Source organism: Allobaileyella intestinalis, assembly GCF_009695865.1.
Classification (GTDB): Bacteria; Bacillota; Clostridia; order Peptostreptococcales; family Anaerovoracaceae; genus Allobaileyella; species Allobaileyella intestinalis.
In genome coordinates this window covers 135,601-154,193 of record NZ_VUNB01000005.1, presented here as the reverse complement: position 1 = coordinate 154,193, position 18,593 = coordinate 135,601, and the positions used below count along the sequence as shown (strand labels likewise).

General features: G+C 47.3%; 12 protein-coding genes. 3 read left to right on the top strand and 9 right to left on the bottom strand.

What is annotated here, in order from left to right; translation table 11 throughout:
- Positions 1-8 precede the first annotated feature (8 nt).
- The 4 genes from FYJ66_RS07070 to FYJ66_RS07055 form a co-directional block, all read right to left on the bottom strand.
- Positions 9-521: a ferritin gene (locus FYJ66_RS07070; RefSeq protein WP_154572813.1), complete on the bottom strand. Its 513-nt coding sequence runs from the start codon at positions 519-521 to the stop codon at positions 9-11.
- 68 nt (positions 522-589) lie between these two features.
- Complete coding sequence (locus FYJ66_RS07065) at positions 590-1,438, bottom strand: patatin-like phospholipase family protein (RefSeq protein WP_154572812.1); 849 nt, start codon at positions 1,436-1,438, stop codon at positions 590-592.
- A 12-nt stretch (positions 1,439-1,450) separates the two neighbouring features.
- Entirely contained in the window at positions 1,451-2,581 is a 1,131-nt protein-coding gene (gene msrA / locus FYJ66_RS09520; RefSeq protein WP_154572811.1) for a peptide-methionine (S)-S-oxide reductase MsrA, read from the bottom strand.
- A 15-nt stretch (positions 2,582-2,596) separates the two neighbouring features.
- A complete protein-coding gene (locus FYJ66_RS07055) occupies positions 2,597-3,835 on the bottom strand; it encodes a glucose-6-phosphate isomerase (protein ID WP_154572810.1) in 1,239 nt (412 codons plus the stop codon).
- A gap of 143 nt (positions 3,836-3,978) precedes the next feature.
- Here FYJ66_RS07055 and malQ point away from each other — a divergent pair, with 143 nt between their 5' ends.
- Complete coding sequence (malQ, locus tag FYJ66_RS07050) at positions 3,979-5,592, top strand: 4-alpha-glucanotransferase (protein ID WP_154572809.1); 1,614 nt, start codon at positions 3,979-3,981, stop codon at positions 5,590-5,592.
- A gap of 123 nt (positions 5,593-5,715) precedes the next feature.
- Here malQ and FYJ66_RS07045 read toward each other — a convergent pair whose 3' ends face one another.
- The 5 genes from FYJ66_RS07045 to glgB all read right to left on the bottom strand — a co-directional run bounded on the left by FYJ66_RS07045 (position 5,716) and on the right by glgB (position 13,987).
- Complete coding sequence (locus FYJ66_RS07045) at positions 5,716-7,446, bottom strand: phospho-sugar mutase (RefSeq protein ID WP_154572808.1); 1,731 nt, start codon at positions 7,444-7,446, stop codon at positions 5,716-5,718.
- A 16-nt stretch (positions 7,447-7,462) separates the two neighbouring features.
- On the bottom strand, positions 7,463-9,502 hold the full coding sequence (locus FYJ66_RS07040) for a glycoside hydrolase family 13 protein (RefSeq protein WP_206157027.1): 2,040 nt from the start codon (positions 9,500-9,502) through the stop codon (positions 7,463-7,465).
- Between the two features lie 116 nt (positions 9,503-9,618).
- A complete protein-coding gene (glgD, locus tag FYJ66_RS07035) occupies positions 9,619-10,746 on the bottom strand; it encodes a glucose-1-phosphate adenylyltransferase subunit GlgD (protein ID WP_154572806.1) in 1,128 nt (375 codons plus the stop codon).
- A 12-nt stretch (positions 10,747-10,758) separates the two neighbouring features.
- Positions 10,759-11,946, bottom strand: a complete 1,188-nt coding sequence (locus FYJ66_RS07030) for a glucose-1-phosphate adenylyltransferase (RefSeq protein WP_154572805.1) — start codon at positions 11,944-11,946, stop codon at positions 10,759-10,761.
- A 13-nt stretch (positions 11,947-11,959) separates the two neighbouring features.
- The gene (glgB, locus tag FYJ66_RS07025) at positions 11,960-13,987 is read right to left on the bottom strand and encodes a 1,4-alpha-glucan branching protein GlgB (protein WP_154572804.1); all 2,028 of its coding nucleotides are present in this window, start codon (positions 13,985-13,987) and stop codon (positions 11,960-11,962) included.
- Positions 13,988-14,253: 266 nt separating this feature from the next.
- On the opposite strand from glgB, the gene FYJ66_RS07020 reads away from it, so the two are divergent.
- Positions 14,254-15,906 carry a glycogen synthase gene (locus tag FYJ66_RS07020; protein ID WP_235897387.1) on the top strand — a complete coding sequence of 551 codons (1,653 nt, stop codon included), beginning with the start codon at positions 14,254-14,256 and terminating at the stop codon, positions 15,904-15,906.
- Between the two features lie 48 nt (positions 15,907-15,954).
- On the top strand, positions 15,955-18,516 hold the full coding sequence (locus tag FYJ66_RS07015; RefSeq protein ID WP_154572803.1) for a glycogen/starch/alpha-glucan phosphorylase: 2,562 nt from the start codon (positions 15,955-15,957) through the stop codon (positions 18,514-18,516).
- The last annotated feature ends 77 nt before the right edge of the window (positions 18,517-18,593 follow it).

Sequence of the window (18,593 nt, the reverse complement as noted above, 5' to 3'; positions counted from 1 at the left end):
ACACCAGTTTACAGAACCAGTGTCGGTGCTGCATATGTTCTTGTGAGCAGCTCCTGGTTAAGTGCATAAAGGCCCTTAGGATCACTGCCGAAAAGCTGGAACTTCTTGATCATGTCGTCAGCAGTCTTCTCTTCTTCTCCCTGCTCCTTAACAAACCAGTCGAAGCACTGCATTGTGCGGAAATCATCTACATCCTTTGCGGCCTTGTAGATTTTGTTGATGAGGGATGTAACGTACTGCTCGTGCTCCAGTCCGAACTTAAGGGGATCTCCCAGGCTCTTGTACTCCTTGTCAGGCTTTGCGATCTCGTTGAACACTACCTTCTCACCGTTGTTCTGAAGATAGGTTCTCATAAGCATTGCGTGATCTCTTTCTTCCTGAGCCTGAATATCATACCAGTGGCCGAATCCATCCAGACCCTCATCATAGTAATAATTTGAGAAGTCAAGATAGAGATAGGCTGAATAAAATTCAGCATTGATCTGGTCATTGATCAGTTTGTATACATTTCTGTCGAGCATATTATTTCTCCTTTCGGTATAGTCAGTATTTTACATTATCATATAACAAATCCGCTGCCGCTCAAAGTCTAATGTCTGTTCTTTTCCAGGAAGTCCGGAATGGCCTGGGCAGCAACCAGTCCCTTTCTGTATAAACCTTTCAGCTGGTCAATGTTTCTGGTTAAAGTCTGAAGTCCGCTGATATCGTCAGGAGCAACTATCAGCACCTTTCCCTCTTCCTCAAGCTGCATGATCTCAGCCAGCTGGTTGTTGTATGTATCAGCTCTGTTAGAAAGGCACTCTGCAGAAGCTGGATAGGTGAGGCTAAGAATCTTGGCAAATGCCTCGTCCTTCGCCGGCTTTCTCCATTCATCCACCGGCCTGGTCAAAACAACTACCAGGTGATCACAGCCGTCTTCAAAGGCTTTCTTGTACGGAATAGGATCACTGAGTCCTCCATCCAGGTATTTGACTCCGCCGATTTCATATGGCTTGTTGATAACCGGCACGGTGGAAGAAGCCATGATCACACTGTAATCATCCTGCTTCATATCATCCTTTGTAAAATACTCCGGCTCTCCTGTCTCAGCGTTAGTTGCAACCACTACAAATGGCGCAGGGCAGTCCATCATCTTCTTGAAATCCAGCGGATACTCCCCGTCGTGACTGGACAGTTCACCGTAAGTGTATTCAAGATCTACATAGGAACCGGTCTTGGCAAAATTGTGCCAGCTCATGGTCTCGCTTCTGAAGCAGTATTCTGTATAGAAATCGTAATTTCTGAACATTTGCCCCGCCTGATAGCTGGCCATATTGGCGCTTCCAGCAGAAACTCCCACGCAGTAGTCGAACATGATTCCTCTGTCCATCAGGAAGTCAGTGACCCCGGCTCCGAAAATTCCCCTGAGTCCCCCGCCTACATCAATAATTCCAATCATTCTACACCCCTTCTATTTGTTGAAAGATACTCCCCTTGGAATAAGACCTGAGGGAACAGTCAGCTTCTCATCTCTGATCAGGAACTCTCCGTCCACCACGTCGATGAAGGTAATATCACAATTTCCCACATTCTCATCCCAGAAGTATTCAATATCCTTATCCCGTATTGCCGCCAGCACTGCATGGATGGCAGTTCCGTGAGATGCCAGAAGCACATTCTTCCCAGGTTCAGTATCTTTCAGCTCGTTCATCAATCCCATGATGCGCTCTGTAAGTTCCTGGTAAGTCTCGCCATTTCCAAGAGGCTTGTACTTTCCCGGGTCTGTGAAAAAATACTTCTGGTCGTCTGTAAGATCCGAATACCGCTGCCCCTCTATAGGTCCGAAGGACATTTCAGCAAGCCTGTCGTCAATAGTGAAATCTGACCTGTCCACGCCGGTAACCAGCTCACAGGTTCTCACAGCCCTCTCCAGAGGACTGGAGTAAATTTTGTCAAAAACGATTCCCTTTTCTCTGACAATGTCCCTCATCTCCAGAGCCTGCTGCTCGCCAGTTTCGTTAAGGGGAATATTCATTCTCCCCTGAAGCCTTCTCTCCTTGTTGAGATCCGTCCTTCCGTGGCGCAGCAGGTAGATGCGCATAGATCTTTTTTTGCGTTTGTGCTCCATGCGGAAAGCGTTTCCTGAAATATGGCAGTATCCACCGGGATTTCTGTCAAGGTACTTCTGGTGATACTCTTCTGCCCTCCAGAAGTCCTTCAGTGGCTGGAATTCCACTACTATTGGCTGGTTATATTCTTTGCTGGCCTTCTTGAGCGCTGCTCTTATGACAGGTCTCTGGTCTTCATCCACATAGTAAATACCAGTCCTGTACTGAGTGCCAGTATCTGCACCCTGCCTGTTCAAGGAAGTGGGGTCAATGACAGAGAAATAAAAGTCCAGCAGCTCTGTAAGAGTTATTCTGCTCTCGTCATAATCCACTTTCACAGTTTCGGCATGGCCGGTTCTGTAAAGCTGCTCATAGCGGGGATTGTCTGTATCTCCGTTGGCATATCCCGCCTCTGTGCTCACAACACCGTCGAATTGATCAAAAAACTTCTGGACGCCCCAGAAGCATCCTCCTGCTAAATAAATAGTTTTCAATATTATCTCCTGTTATTAAAGAGCTTCTATATAGCTTCTCATTTCCTTCTTGTAAGCTTCCACACCAGGCTGGTTAAATGGGTCCACTCCTGAAAGAAGTGCAGAAACTGCGCACTGAGTCTCGAAGAAGTAGAGCATCTGACCGAGAACATTGGCGTTCATCTCAGGCACAGATATTCTTACAACTGGAATACCGGCCTTGGTGTGAGCATCTGCAACTCCGTTAACAGCACACTTGTTGATCTTCTCAATAGTTTTACCTGCAAAAGGCTTCATAGCGCTATCCGGAATCTGGACGTCCTCTCCCGGCTCGTCCACTGTAATAAATGTTTCGAAGAAGCACTGGGTGCCCTGCTGCAGGAACTGTCCCATGGAGTGAAGATCCCTGCTGAACATCAGTGATGCAGGGAAAAGTCCCTTGCCGTCCTTGCCTTCACTTTCTCCAAAAAGCTGCTTCAGCCATTCTCCAAAATATGCGCAATATGGATCGAAGAATTCAAAGACCTCAATCTTCTTGCCCTTCTCATAGAAAAGGTTCCGTACAATACTGTAATCCAGTGCCTCTCCCTTGAATGCCTCTTCAGAAGCCAGGCTCCTGGCGCCTTCCATAATTTTTCTTATATCAATTCCTGCAACGGCTACAGGAAGAAGTCCCACTGGAGTGAGAACAGAATATCTTCCGCCTATATCAAGGGCAAGGTCGAAAATCCTTGCTCCCTCGGCAGAAGCCTGGTCAAAGAGGAAGCTGGATTTATGCTCAGTTACCACATATGTTCTGCGGGCCGTTTCCTCAGGTCCGTATTTCCTGATCATCAGCTCCTTGAAAATTCCATAGGCGCTTAGAGTTTCCGTTGTGCTTCCTGACTTGGAGATAACACAGATAGAGAAATCTGAGTCGCCTATTGTATTCATTATCTGGTGAAGATATCTGCCGCTGAAATTATATCCGGCAAAAATAACCTTCGTATTGTTGTCACCTTCCGGCTCCAGCAGGTCGATTACCGCCTTCGCCCCCATGAAGGATCCACCTACTCCCAGTACCAGAAAATACTTGCTGTCTTTCCTGATTTTCTCTGCTGTTTCCTGCAGCTCATCTATCATTTCATCTGTAAATTCATATGGATCTTTCACCCATCCGGTGAAATGGAGTTCCCCTGTCCACAGCTTCTTCAGCTCAGCCTGTGCTCTCTCTCTGCATCCCGCGATTTCGCTGTTATCTATTCCGGAATTTGAAATATCAACTCTAATATCCACTGAATAACACCTCTGCTTTCTTACAACTTGATTTCAAGGCTTTGCCGGCATTAACGCCGTCGAATTATTATAATATCTGAGCCGCTGAATGTCTAACCTGTGGTATCATATTTTGCGAACATATAACACCCGGAGGTACGACCATGAGCTTTCCCCCTGAACTAAAAAAAGAAATTTCAAAGGCCCGTAAGGATGGGGACTCCCCTGGCTGGATGAAACGGCAGGCCGGCGTTCTGATGCCGGTTTTTTCACTGCCCTCCCCCCATGGAATCGGATGTTTTGACAAGGAAGCCCGCCATTTCATAGACATGCTTGCCCTGTCAGGCCAGAGCTGCTGGCAGATTCTTCCCCTGAATCCTGCAGGAGATTACGACTCTCCATACCAGCCCAGGACATGCTTCGGAGGAGATCCAATTTACATTGATCCTGAGCAGCTTCTTGAAGGGGGCCTGGTCACTGAGGAAGAAATGGAAAAAATGGATCAGATCATTGCTTCATCTGGTGGGGCTCAATCTGCTGAGGATAATGTAAACTACAAGGCTGTCAGAAAGGGCCGGGATTATGTTTTCCGGAAGGCTTTCAGCCGCTTCATTCCTGACGGACAGTTTGATGCCTTTCTCAAGGCCAGCAAATTCTGGCTGGACGACTATGCACTTTTCCAGACCATTGCAGATTTCACAGGATCCTATGCCTGGAACCAATGGCCTTCCGGCCTGCGATTCAGGAGAGCAAAGGCCCTGAAAGATTTCGAGACTTCTCACAAGCAGGAGCTGGAATACGTGAAATGGCTGCAGTTCCTGTTTTTCACCCAGTGGAAAAAGATAATGGAATACAGCCACAGCCGCGGAATTTCAATAGTAGGAGACATTCCCATCTATGCGTCCTTCGAAAGTGCCGACTGCTGGGCTTCTCCTGAGCTTTTCCAGCTAGATGAAAACAGGATACCGGAGAATGTTGCCGGTGCTCCTCCTGACGGCTTCTCCCCAGATGGACAGGTGTGGGGCAATCCCCTTTACCAATGGGAGGTTCATAAGGCCCAGGGCTACAGCTGGTGGATCTCCCGCATCCGTCACAACCTGCAGCAGTTCGACATACTGAGGCTGGACCACACAAGAGGATTCAGCTCATATTTTTCCATTCCTGCAGATAAGGGCATAGCCTCTGAAGGACAATGGGAGAAGGGCCCTGGTACAGACTTCTTCCGCCACCTGCACCAGGCTCTTGGAGACACGGCGCTGATTGCCGAAGACCTGGGATTTATTACTGAAGACGTAAAAGAAATGGTGGAAGATGCAGGTCTTCCAGGCATGAAAGTCCTTCAGTTCGCATTTGACGGAGATCCTCATAATCCCTACCTTCCGGAAAATATTCCTGTTAACAGCGTTGTCTATACAGGAACTCACGACAATGATACTACCGCCGGATGGTATGACCAGCTGGACCACAACGGAAAGAAATTCGTAACCCGGTGGCTCAGGCAGGGCCAGGGTATTCACGAGTCCCAGAACTGCAGAGCCCCTTTTTTCAGCCCCCGCTCCGTTGCAGCTGCAATGGTTCAGAGAGCACTGATGTCGAAGGCCTTCCTGTGCATTATTCCAATAGGCGATTACCTGCTCCTGGGCACAGAAGGGAGAATAAACACCCCGGGAACAGTGGGAATCAACTGGAGCTGGCGGATGAACCGCAGCCTCTTTACTGAAGATCTGGCCCGGTCCATAGCCAGGCTGGCAAAGCAGTCCGGCCGATCCAGGAAATAAATGACTATAAACGAAGCACTATAAAAGGAGCCGCCCCATTTAATAATTGCGACGGCTCCTGATTCATTTTATCTTTTGTCCTGCCTGTTTAATCTGTCATATCCCCTCTCTTTCAGGCACATCTTACTTCTGGCCGGTTCCCAGCTTCTCCATTCCTGCTGCTTTTACCAGATCATACAGCTCCTGTGCTTCCTTCTCTGACTGTCCTCTGGTCATTACATAAAGCTTAATCTTCGGTTCTGTGCCAGAAGGACGGATTATCAGGGAGCAGCCACCTTCAAGGTCATAGAAGAGGACGTTGCTTTCAGGAAGCCCTGTTTCTCCAGTACTTCCGTCTTTCACGTTCAGGATTTTTCCTGTACTGTAGTCCCTTATCCTCTCTACTTTCAGTCCCAGCTTTTCAGGAGGGTCATTTCTCAGACCTTCCATGATGGAATTCATCTTTGCCTTGGCCTCCAGGCCGGAGAATGACGCTGAAGTAACCCCCTCTTTAAAGAATCCGTATTTCTCATAGAGAGCCTGTATGCCCTGATATAAGCTGATACCCTTCGTCCTGTACATGCATCCCATCTCGGCAATGAGCATGGACGCTACAACTGCATCCTTATCCCTGGCATAGGTTCCTGCCAGATATCCGTTGCTCTCCTCAAATCCGAATAGGAAGGTGTACTGGCCGGTTTCAAGGAATTCCTTAATCTTCTCTCCGATGTACTTGAATCCAGTAAGGGTTTCAAAAAGCTTAATTCCATTTGCCTCGCAAATTGCATTGGCCATTGTGGTGGAAACGATGCTCTTTACTGCAGCACTGTTCGGTGCCAGAGTTCCCTGCTCCCTTCTGGCTGTAATCAGATAGTCCAGCAGAAGAACACCGATCTGGTTTCCAGTGAGGGTTTCATAGTCATCACCATTTCTGACTACCACGCCGCAGCGGTCTCCATCTGGATCAGTTCCGATAATCAGGTCTACGTCGTTCTCCCTGGCCATCTCAATGGCTTTAGCGAAACCTTCTATGTATTCTGGATTAGGAGACTTAACAGTTGGGAAATCTCCATCGATCACCATCTGTTCCGGAACCGTGAGAACGTGTTTCATTCCCAGGCGCTTCAGAACCTCCGGTACCAGCTTGTATCCTGTTCCGTGGAAAGGTGTGTATATAATCGTAAAATCTCCGGCAGCCTGCTCCACATATCGGGAACCTACGGACTGCTCCATAACCTTTTCCAGATATTTCTCGTCTATTTCGCTGCCTATGAGAGTTATCAGACCCTTCTCCACACCTTCTTCGAAATCCATGGTCTTTACATCATCAAAAATATCATTTCTCTCCATGGATGCAGAAACCTGGGCTGCATGCTCTGGAGGCAGCTGTGCCCCATCTGACCAGTAGACTTTGTACCCGTTATATTCCTTAGTGTTGTGGCTGGCAGTAATGTTTATTCCTGCAATAGATCCTGTGTATCTCAGGGCGAAGCTCAGCTCCGGCGTAGGTCTCAGTTCGTCAAAAATATTTACATGTATGCCGTTGGCGGCAAGAACGGCAGCCGACTGACGTGCGTATTCACAGCTGTTGTGCCTGGAATCGTAGGAGATAGTCACTCCACTTCCCACATCCTCTCCGCAGGAATTTATCAGGTCTGCCAGGCCTTGAGTTGCATATCTTACCGTATAGATATTCATGCCGTTGAGACCTGCTCTCATAACCTCTCTCAATCCTGCGGTTCCGAAGCTCATCATTCCCGAGAATCTCAGTTTCAGCTGATTTTCATCATTCTCAATTGCCTTCAGCTCAGCCTTAGTATCTTCGTCCACCACCGGACTGTTCATCCATTTCAAATACTCATCTTTGTAGTTCATCTTTCTCTCCTGAATATTAAATATGGCAGTAATTACTTGTCTTCCTGGGGCCTGTCCTTTTTATATCTGTGCCCAATGTCTCCGGCTGTTCCTCCAGGATCAGAATCTCCCCTGGCAAAACATCGGTTCTCCCTGTAAGGATCTTGCCGGTAATCAGATCTTTCCATCTTCCTGTGAGGGACATGCTCTCCACTGACTGGCCGCAATTAGCCGCAGTAATAACGGATCTTCTGTTTCCTGCTTCTGAAGTTTTTCCCAGTGCTTCCCTGATTCCGGATTGCTGATTATTCTCCGGTTCATCATTATCTGGAAAAAATCTGCGAAAAGCGTACAGGCCTGCGGATTCCGCTACTGTCTCGCACTTCCCGCTCACATATACCTGGTGATTTTTCCTGATGGAAATGATTTTCTTGTACCATTCTAACAGATTCTGGTCTGCATTGTCCCAGTTTACAGTTGCCCGGTTAAAGGGATCAGAATATCCTTCCATGCCCCTTTCGTCACCGTAATAGATACAGGGAACGCCTGGCAGGGTCATCTGAATAGCTGAGGCAATCTTAAGGAGATTCCTTCCCCGTTCCATTTCTTCTGGGCTGAGATGAGCCGATGCCATCCAGTCCCTGTCCCCTTCGTTTGGAGGGATCTCTCCTGCAAGGGCAGTGAGAATCCGGGTCGTATCGTGGGAATCAAGGATGTTCATGGTGCAGTTCATGACCTCAGGGGGATAGTTCTGGCAAAGTGTGCTCACCTTTTCACTTAGCTCCCCAGGGTCACCATTTCTCACCAGCTGGATTATGCCGTTTTTAAATGGATAATTCGTAACAGAATCCAGCTTGTCGCCTTCGAAATAGTTTTTCCGCTGGCCGTAGGCTTCCTTGGAAGATGCGTCTTCCCAAACCTCCCCCAGCACCAGACCATCAGGTTTTTCTTCTTTTACGGCCTCTGTAAGGAGCCTCAGGAAATCAGAAGGAAGTTCATCTGCCACATCCAGCCTCCATCCAGAAGCTCCGGCTCTAAGCCACCTTCTGGCCACTCCATCTGGACCGCAGATAAAGTTTCTGAAAGCTCTGTTGTTTTTGTTCAGTTTCGGCAGAGTTGATATTCCCCACCAGGTCTCGTATCCCGGTCCTCCATGGCCTGTGCCTGTAAAAATATACCAGTCCCGGTACTTGCTGTCTTCATGATGAAGGGCGCCGTCTCCATATCTCTCTTCCTTGTCGAAATATACGGAGTCAGAGCCGGTGTGAGCAAACACCCCGTCCAGTATTATGCGTATACCCTTCTCTTCAGCTTTTTCACAGAGCTCACGGAAGTCCTCTCCCGTTCCGAAAAGAGGGTCGATCTCCATGTAGTCCGCCGTATCGTATTTGTGATTGGAATAAGCTCTGAAAATGGGGCTCAGGTAGAGGCAGGTTACTCCCAGGTCCTGAAGATAATCCAGCTTTGACTCTATTCCTTTAAGGTCTCCGCCGAAAAAATCATTGTTCATTATCTGGCCGTTCTGGGGCTTGTAGTCAGGCATGTCACTCCAGTTCCAGTGCAGTTTTCTGGCGGGAGATCCTGCAGTGGGCTTTATATAAAGTCTATTTTCCAGCTCCTGGCATTCACTGGAACGGCAGAACCGGTCGACAAAAATCTGATATATCACACCGCCCTGCAGCCACTGAGGCACATCGTATTTTCTTTTATATACAGTCTGCTGCCAGCTCCCCTGATTCCAGCTGTCTCTCTGGTTTCCCATGCCTTCAGGGCCGAAGCTGATCTCCCCTGCTGGTGTGTCAACAATGAAGTAGTACCAGTAGAGGCCCGTATCAAAGACGGGAAAAGCTCCTTCCCAGGCCACATACTGTCCTCCTGATGTCCTCTCCGTTCCTTCCATTTCGTACACGGCAGGCTGGGTATGACGGTCGTATCTGAAAACCACCTTTACTGACCTGGGTTCCAGATCTATTCCCACATATAATCTGAGCTTCAATATCTCTCCAGATTTTATTGCCCCTGGAGGTTTTCTGAATCTCTCATTTCCCGGATTGAAAATAATCTTCTGTATGTCCATTTGCCCTCTGATGCTGCAGTATATCTCATTACGCAAGAAGCCGGCAAAAGTGCCGGCCACAGGTCCCTCAGCCCTGCAACCCCGGGGACTGAAAGACATATTATTTTTCCAGATAATTATACAACTCCATCGTGTTCAACGTAGAATGGATGGGTGATGTATCCTGAAAGGGTCCTTCCTCCCAGGATGGCAGCTTTCTTGTCGACCACTGCGTAGTTCAGGTGGCAGTTTTCACCAACGTTGCTCTCGTGCATAACCACGCTGTTCTCTACAACCGCACCCTTGCCGATTACAGCCCCGCGGAAAATAATAGAATTTTTTACTGTTCCTTCAACTATCACACCATCGGCAATAATGGAGTTTTCCACAACTGCGCCATCACCATACCTGGTTGGCGGGCTGTCCTTTACCTTTGTCATCACAGGTCTGTCATCGTGAGCAAAGATGGAATCTCTTACATCCTTGTCCAGAAGGGCCATGCTGCTCTTCAGATAACATGAAATGTCGTCCAGGAAAAGTATTTCTTCCTTGGCTTCGTATCCCAGAACCTTGTAGTGGCTTATGGCCGGCATTAGTATGTTGCGGCGGAAGCTTTTCTGACCTTCTCTGATAGTCTTTTCCACACAATCTACCAGGTCAGCTGTTTTCATGATATAGGCATTCAGACCGATGTCCATGCCCTGAATAAGGTCGGTGGCAATCCTGCAGTCTTTAATAACTCCCCCTTCTTCAACGTCAAACTCGGTCATCTTCAGGCCGTCTTTTTTGTTCATGAAATGCCTGGTATAAAGGGCCGTTATCATGGCGCCTGACTTTTCGTGAGCTTCCAGCATCTTGCTGAAATCCAGATTTCCCACATAATTGCATCCTGTAATAAGGATGTATTCCTCTTCAACATCACTGAGCCAGGAAATATTGGCCTGCAAAGCCTCCAGCCTGTTTTCGTATACTGTCTTGATGCTTTCGGAATTGAAAGGTGGAAGGAAGGTCAGTCCGGAATTCTTCCTGTCCAGATCCCATGGAGCCCCTGCACTTACATGCTTCATCAGGCTCAGGTATTTCTGAGTTGTTATCACTCCGATATTCTTTATTCCTGCATTCACCATGTTGGAAAGCAGAAAATCTATTACTCTGTATCTTGCACCGAAAGGCACCCCTGCCAGCGTGCGCATCTCCAGCATTTCCTTCAGATCCACATCATAGGAATCTCCAAAAATAATGCCGGCAAGTTTATTCTTTACCATGGGGTCCTCCTCTCACAGCCTGTCTTCTGTAACTATCTCTCCGGGTTCGACCACTGCCCCCGGTCCGATCACCACATCTCTAGCAATCACAGTGAGCTTGTCCTGATCTCTGCTGCCTCCGATGCGTGCCCCTTTACTGATCACAGCCCCTCTGTCAACAATAGCGTATTCAACACTGCTGTCCTCTTCTATCTTGACAGAGCTCATAATAATGCTGTCCTTGATCTCAGCGCCCTTTTGAATAGTTATCTTGTTGAAGATAACCGAGTGGTCCACTGAACCGTACACATCATTGCCATCACCGCATACGGAATTTCTTATAGAAGCCCCTTCACCAACATACTGTGGCCTGTTAAATGAATGGCGGAAGAAGATCTTCCAGCCCGGATCGTTTAGAACCAGTTCAGGATTATCTCCAATGGCATCCATATTGGATTCCCAGAAAGATTTCAAAGTTCCCACATCTCTCCAGTATCCCTTATAGAGATACGCGAAGAGACGCTGCCCGTCTCTCAGCATGGCCGGAATAACGTTCTTGCCAAAGTCGTTGGAAGATTCAGGATCTGCCTCATCCTCTTCCAGATACTTAATGAGCTTGCTGGTGCTGAAAATGTAAACGCCCATGGAAGCCTGAGTGCTCTTCGGATGTGCCGGCTTCTCCTCAAACTCCAGAATCCTTCCTTTGTCGTCAGTATTCATGATACCGAACCTGGAGGCCTCTTCCAGAGGAACATCGATTACAGCAATGGTACAATCTGCATTATTTTCAATATGTTCCTTCAGCATGATGGAGTAGTCCATCTTGTAAATGTGATCTCCCGAAAGAACCAGAACATAATCAGGGTCATATCTCTTAATAAAGCCCAGGTTCTGGTATATGGCGTTTGCCGTTCCCTTGAACCAGTCCCCTCCTTTTACGGCCTGATAAGGCGGCAGTACGTGAAGGCCTCCGAACCTGAGTCCCAGGTCCCACGGACGGCCGGTACCCAGATAATCGTTGAGTTCCTGGGGCTGATACTGGGTCAGAACGCCTACTGTGTCGATGCCTGAATTAACGCAGTTAGACAGGGAAAAATCTATTATCCTGTATCTTGCGCCGAAGTTTACGGCAGGCTTGGCGATGTTTGATGTAAGAGGCGCCAGTCTGCTTCCCTGGCCTCCAGCCAGCAACATAGCCACACATTGCTTCTTTCTGTTCATGCTCTTTTCCTTTCTAATAGATCCGTTCAAGGATAACAGCGGATAATGAAGGCAGCTTAACGGTTATGTGATTCTCATATCCGTTGACAGCACCTTTCTTTACAGGATATATCTTATTATTCAGTTTATGTTTGTTATGTTTGCGGCCCTTTTTTGATTCATCTGAATATGTATCTTCGGTCCCATTTGTATCGATCATGACCATATAGCCTGACCCCTGAGGAACACCTATATCGTATTCTTCAAAATCCCGGCCGGAAAGGTTAAGGGCCGTAAGAACCACTTGCTGACGCATTTCTTCTTTTTTTCCGGATTTCTTTCCGTGTTTGCTCCCGGCTTCATTACCGGCTTCCGGTTTCTCATCTGCAGAACGGAAATATGTGTATACATTGTCTGATGCATTGTCAGCGTCAATCCAGTTAAATCCATCAAAAGTATCATCGGTCTGCCAGAGTGCAGGAGTTTCCTTGTAATACTTGTTCAGCGTCTTGACGAACCTGTGTACATCCCTGTGGGCATCGTAGTCAAGGAGCATCCAGTCCAGTTCTCTCTTCTCATCCCACTCAATGAACTGAGCCAGCTCTGTGCCCATAAAGGTCAGCTTCTTCCCCGGGTGGGTGTACATGTATACCAGAAAACTCTTCAGGCCCTTGAATTTGTCTTCGTATTCCCCGGGCATTTTGTCCAGCAGTGATTTCTTTCCGTGAACCACTTCATCATGGGAAATAGGAAGAATGTAGTTTTCGCTGTACGCATATGTAATGGCAAAAGTCAGCTTATTGTGTATGCCTTTTCTGAACAGGGGATCGGTGCTGAAGTATTCCAGTACATCGTTCATCCATCCCATGTTCCACTTGAAATTAAAGCCAAGGCCTCCTACTGAAGGTGGTTTTGTAACATCTGGCCAGGCAGTGGATTCTTCTGCGATCACAAGAACGCCCTTGTGATCTGTCTGTACATCCTTGTTCAGCTTCTGAAGGAAGGAAATAGTCTCCTTGTTCTCAACTCCCCCGTCTTCATTAGGAGTCCACTCTCCGTCAGGCCTGTCGTAATTCAGATACAGCATAGCCGCAACTGCATCCACTCTCAGACCGTCTACATGGAAAAGGTCACAGTAATAATAGGCATTGGATACCAGGAAGCTGACTACTTCAGGTCTTCCGAAATCGAAGGCTCTGGTTCCCCATCCCTTGTGTTCCATTTTCAGAGGGTCCGTATACTCATAGAGGGGATGGCCGTCAAATTCCACAAGGCCGAATTCATCTTTTGGAAAATGGGCTGGCACCCAGTCAAGGATTACGCCAATACCCACCAGATGAGCGCTGTCCACCAGTTCCATCAATCCCTCTGGATCTCCGTATCTTGAAGTAGGGCTGTAATATCCGGTGACCTGATATCCCCAGGAACCATCATAAGGATGTTCCATTACAGGGAGCAGTTCCATGTGAGTGTATCCCATTTCCTTAACATAAGGAACCAGTTCTGCCGCCAGCTCTCTATAGGTAAGGCAGCTGCCATCTTCATGATGACGCCATGACCCCAGATGAACCTCGTAAATGTTCATGGCGGATTCATACGGGTTCCGGGATTCCCTGTCACGTATCCATTCCCGGTCATGCCACCGGTAAGGAACAGAAATGTCTCTTACAACAGAGGCTCTCATGTTCATCTGACCTTCCACATCAGGTTCAGATGCAAATCCATATGGATCTGCCTTATAGAGAACTCTTCCGTCATCTGTTGTTATGGCAAATTTGTACAGATCTCCTCCTGAAACCTTGTGGGTTAAAATCTGGAATATCTCTTTGTCGTCTTCAACAGTAGTCATTACATCTGCTGAAAGATCCCAGTTGTTGAAAGTGCCTACAAGGGATACAGAAAGGGCTCTTGGCGCCCACACCCGGAAAACGTAACATTCTTTTTCCTGGTAAAAAACCTTATGTGCGCCAAAATAATCATAGGCTCTGTGGTCACAGCCCTTGTGAAATAAATATCTGTGCTCGGCATTTCCGCCGGTAACTTCGGAAGCAACTTCAGACATACTACACCGCCTCCCGTTATTTGGGCAGAATTACAGTAACTTCTTGAACTAATAATATTCCATTACAAATATTAATGCAATTAATGTCACAGTAAAGGATTTCGTAAATTCTGCAATGTATTGATATTAAAATACCAGGGCCCTTTTATGTGTAGTATAATTACGAATAACATTCTGATCATTAAACTCAGCTGCATATTGCACAATTTTCATTGGAAAGAGGGCAAAGGCTCCCATAATATTCTTTATGAGAGAGGAGAATGATAATGGCTGAAAAAGCAAAAGGAAAGAAAGAAATAAGCAAAAAAACAGAAGAAACTAAAGAGACAGAAACTAAAGTTTCCGGGAAGAAGACTGCAGGAACTAAGGCTTCCAGCAAGAAAAAGGCCGCTGCAGGCAAAACCGGAACTTCCACAAAGAGAAAAACTGCTTCCCGAAGCAAATCAACGGCTTCAGGAAAAACTACGAAAAGGTCACCGGCCAGAAAAGCTGCTCCAAAAGAGGCCAAGCTGAAGGTTCTCTTCGCAACCTCTGAATGTGTGCCTTTCGCAAGTACAGGGGGCCTGGGAGAAGTTGCCGGATCTCTTCCTGCTGCTCTTGTAAACAGTGGTGTGGACTGCCGTGTAATCATGCCTCTATATGAGAAGGTTCCTCAGTCTGTACGGGACAAGATGGTGTTCATGGGAACGGGAACAGTTCCTGTGGCCTGGCGCCGCCAGTATCTCGGTCTTTTTGAGATGAAGCAGAACAATGTCACATATTATTTTGTAGACAACGAGTATTATTTCAAACGGGCAGGATTGTACGGCTACTACGACGACGGAGAAAGATTCAGTTATTTCTCAAGGGCCGTATTTGAAGCAATGGAGATAGCCGGTTTTTACCCTGATATCATTCACTGCAACGACTGGCAGACTGCTCTGGTTCCTGTATTCCAGAACTCCCTTGTAAGAAGAGAATATCTGAAAACCGTCTTCACAATTCATAATATTGAGTACCAGGGACAGTATTCTACTGATGCACTGGATTCCATAATCGGACTGCCTAACTCAGAAAACCACGTTCTTGAGTATGGTGACTGCATCAACCTGATGAAGGGCGGACTTGAATGTGCCAACGCAATTACCACAGTAAGCCCTACCTACGCCCGGGAGATTTTTGATCCTGCTAATTCCTTTGGTCTGGAGCCTATCATCAGCAAGAACGGCGGAAAGATAAGCGGTATTGTTAACGGCATCAACACCCAGCTCTATGATCCGGCTAAGGATCCTTATACAGCTGCTCACTACAGCTCTTCAGATCTTTCCGGAAAATATGAATGCCGCAGAGCCCTTCAGTCCGCAGTTGGCCTTCCTGAAAAAGACGTACCTGTTATTACCATGATTTCAAGACTTGTTCCTCCTAAGGGCATAGATCTGGTGATGGAGATTATGGACAGCCTTCTGGCCTCAAGGGACATTCAGTTCATTATCCTTGGCACAGGTGAAAGTCATTACGAAGACTTTTTCAGAGGTCTTCAGGAGCGCCATCAGGATAAGGTAAGAGCTCTTATACAGTTCAACGCTCCATTGTCCCACATGGTATACGCCGGCGGTTCCATCCTTCTGGTTCCTTCAAGGTCTGAACCTTGCGGCCTTACACAGATGATAGGATGCCGCTACGGAAATATTCCTGTAGTCCGTCAGACTGGCGGCCTGGCTGATACTATTACAGACTGCACCCTGGGAGATGGCAGCGGTTTTGTCTTCAGCCAGTTCACAGGTGAAGATCTGTACAATGGTATTACAAATGCTCTGGACCGCTGGTACCAGAGGGATGACTGGGAAGCTCTCATGAAGCATGATATGGACCTGGACTTCAGCTGGAATGCATCGGCTGCTGAGTATCTGAAGCTTTATAAACAGGTCATTACAGAATAAGGCACAAAAATAAATGGTACTGTGCTGGTACCGGAGGAATTAATCATAATGAAGAAAAAAACACATAAGACAAGCTCGGATCTGAAAGCAGTTGAGGCTGTAAAACCTGAGTCCCCGGGTACTGGAAGTCCTGCCCTTCAGCAATCCCATGAAGGAGACAAGATAAAGGCCAGATATTCCAATCCCGCATATTTCAGGGAAAATGTAGAACAATATCTGACAAACATACTGCACACAGATCTGAAAACAGCAGATACCTCCCAGTTATACAAAGCCATTTCTCAGGTAATTAATAAAGAACTGGGGGAAATGCGCCTCGAATACAACAAAGAACGGAAATCCGTCCAGCTTTCAACAGATAAAACAAAAAAAATCTATTACATCTGCATGGAATTCCTCATGGGCCAGTCCCTGAAGAACAACCTGTACAACCTGGGACAGACTGAAACTGTAAAGGGCCTTCTCAAAGAGCTGAACATAGAGCCAGAGGCTCTATACGACGAGGAACCAGATGCCGGTCTTGGAAACGGAGGACTGGGAAGACTGGCCGCCTGCTTCATGGATGCCCTGACCACACAGGGATATGACGCAACCGGCTACTCCCTGTGCTACGAGTACGGTCTGTTCCGCCAGAAGATTGTAGACGGCTGGCAGGTGGAATTTCCAGACAACTGGCTGCCTGGAGGCAGAGTGTGGCTAAATCCGAGAGAAGACGATACTTTTACAGTTTCATTCTACGGTGAATACCACGAGTACTGGGAAGATGGAAAACTGAAATACAGCCTCCAGCATCCTCAGACTGTGGAAGCCGTTCCATATGATATTTTCATTACCGGATCAGAAACTACTGCTGTAAACAAGCTTCGACTGTGGTCTGCCAGAAACTCGGCTTCCTTCGACATGAACGCCTTCAACAATGGAGACTTCACTAATGCGGCAAGAAACACCAACAGCGCAGAGATGATCACAAAGGTTCTCTACCCTGCTGACAACATTCCTGAAGGAAAGGAACTGAGACTGAAACAGCAGTATTTCATGGTATCTGCATCATGCCAGAACATCGTGAGAGATCAGCTCCACCTCTATGGAACCCTGGACAACTTCCACAAGAAAACAGCAATACACATTAACGACACCCACCCTGCCCTGGTGATACCAGAGCTGATGCGGATCTTCATGGACGATTACGATATGGGATGGGATAAAGCATGGCACATCGTTTCAAACACGGTTTCCTACACCAATCACACAGTGCTGGCAGAGGCCCTGGAGAAATGGAATACTGCCCTGGTTCAGTCGATGATGCCTAGAATATACAGCATCATACAGGAAATCGACCGCCGCTTCAGGATTGAAGCTTTCCGCAAATTCCCGGGAGATACAGGAAAAACAGATTACATGTCCATACTGGGTGACCAGCAGGTGCGCATGGCAAATCTCTCGGTTATCGGATCCCACAAGGTCAACGGTGTATCACAGCTCCACTCCCAGATTCTGAAGGACGATGTTTTCCACGATTATTATCTGGCTGACCCGGACAAATTCACCAATGTAACAAACGGCATTGCCTTCAGGCGCTGGCTCTGCCAGTCCAACCCTGCCCTGGCCTCCCTTATAGATGAGTGCATTGGTAGCGAGTACAGGCTTGACTCCAGCCAGCTGGAGAAATTTGCAGCCTTCAGGTCAGACAAATATGTCCTTGACAAGGTGGACAAGATAAAGAGAGACAACAAGGTACGTCTCTCCAACTACATCAACAGGACAATGGGCTTCGCTCCGGATCCTGATTCTGTTTTCATCGTCCAGGCAAAGAGAATGCACGAGTACAAGAGACAGCTTCTCAATGCTCTGAGAATAATCTCCAGGTATCAGATGATTCTGGAAAATCCTGGTGTGGATATGCGTCCGGAAACATATATCTTTGGAGCAAAGGCAGCTCCAACTTACTATCATGCCAAGTTCATAATTCTCCTTCTGAACAAGCTGGCCCAGGAGATAAACAACAATCCGGCAGTGTCAGACAAGCTGAAAGTTGTTTTCCTGGAAAATTACAGTGTGTCCACGGCGGAGAAACTCATGCCTGCAGCAGATGTTTCTGAACAGATTTCTCTGGCCGGAAAAGAAGCCAGCGGCACTGGTAACATGAAGATGATGATCAACGGTGCAATAACCATTGGTACCCTGGATGGAGCCAATGTGGAGATCAGACAGGCCGTTGGTCCGGAAAATATTTTCATCTTCGGTCAGACTGCGGAGGAAGTATACAGGAACCTGCGCAGCGGCTATAATTCAAGAGCCGTATACGAAAGAGATCCTGTGCTGAAACAGGCTGTTGACAGGCTGGAGATAGGATTCAGCGGCACTGAGTTCAGCAATATAAAGGATTATCTGCTGAATCCTACATACAGCATTGCAGATCCGTACATGTGTCTCATGGATTTCAAGGATTACTGCAGGGCACACGATGATCTTTCTGCCGCCTATGAAGACAGAGACCGGTGGAACTTCATGTCGGTAGTAAATACAGCCTATGCTGAGAGATTTTCTGCTGACAGGAGTATCAAAGACTATGCAGAAAAGATCTGGCACTCCCAGCCAGTACTGAAATAAGGGAATTTCTGCGAAATATGCAAAAACAAAAGAGGCTGAAAGACTCCCCCACAAGTCCTTCAGTCTCTTTTAGTTTC

Bases quoted from the DNA above. Each gene is read 5' to 3' on its own strand.
- FYJ66_RS07070 (WP_154572813.1), bottom strand. From the start codon at position 521: ATGCTCGACAGAAATGTATACAAACTGATCAATGACCAGATCAATGCT.
- FYJ66_RS07030 (WP_154572805.1), bottom strand. From the start codon at position 11,946: ATGAACAGAAAGAAGCAATGTGTGGCTATGTTGCTGGCTGGAGGCCAG.
- malQ (WP_154572809.1), top strand. From the start codon at position 3,979: ATGAGCTTTCCCCCTGAACTAAAAAAAGAAATTTCAAAGGCCCGTAAG.
- glgB (WP_154572804.1), bottom strand. From the start codon at position 13,987: ATGTCTGAAGTTGCTTCCGAAGTTACCGGCGGAAATGCCGAGCACAGA.
- FYJ66_RS07015 (WP_154572803.1), top strand. From the start codon at position 15,955: ATGAAGAAAAAAACACATAAGACAAGCTCGGATCTGAAAGCAGTTGAG.
- FYJ66_RS07065 (WP_154572812.1), bottom strand. From the start codon at position 1,438: ATGATTGGAATTATTGATGTAGGCGGGGGACTCAGGGGAATTTTCGGA.
- FYJ66_RS07040 (WP_206157027.1), bottom strand. From the start codon at position 9,502: ATGGACATACAGAAGATTATTTTCAATCCGGGAAATGAGAGATTCAGA.
- FYJ66_RS07045 (WP_154572808.1), bottom strand. From the start codon at position 7,446: ATGAACTACAAAGATGAGTATTTGAAATGGATGAACAGTCCGGTGGTG.
- FYJ66_RS07020 (WP_235897387.1), top strand. From the start codon at position 14,254: ATGGCTGAAAAAGCAAAAGGAAAGAAAGAAATAAGCAAAAAAACAGAA.
- glgD (WP_154572806.1), bottom strand. From the start codon at position 10,746: ATGGTAAAGAATAAACTTGCCGGCATTATTTTTGGAGATTCCTATGAT.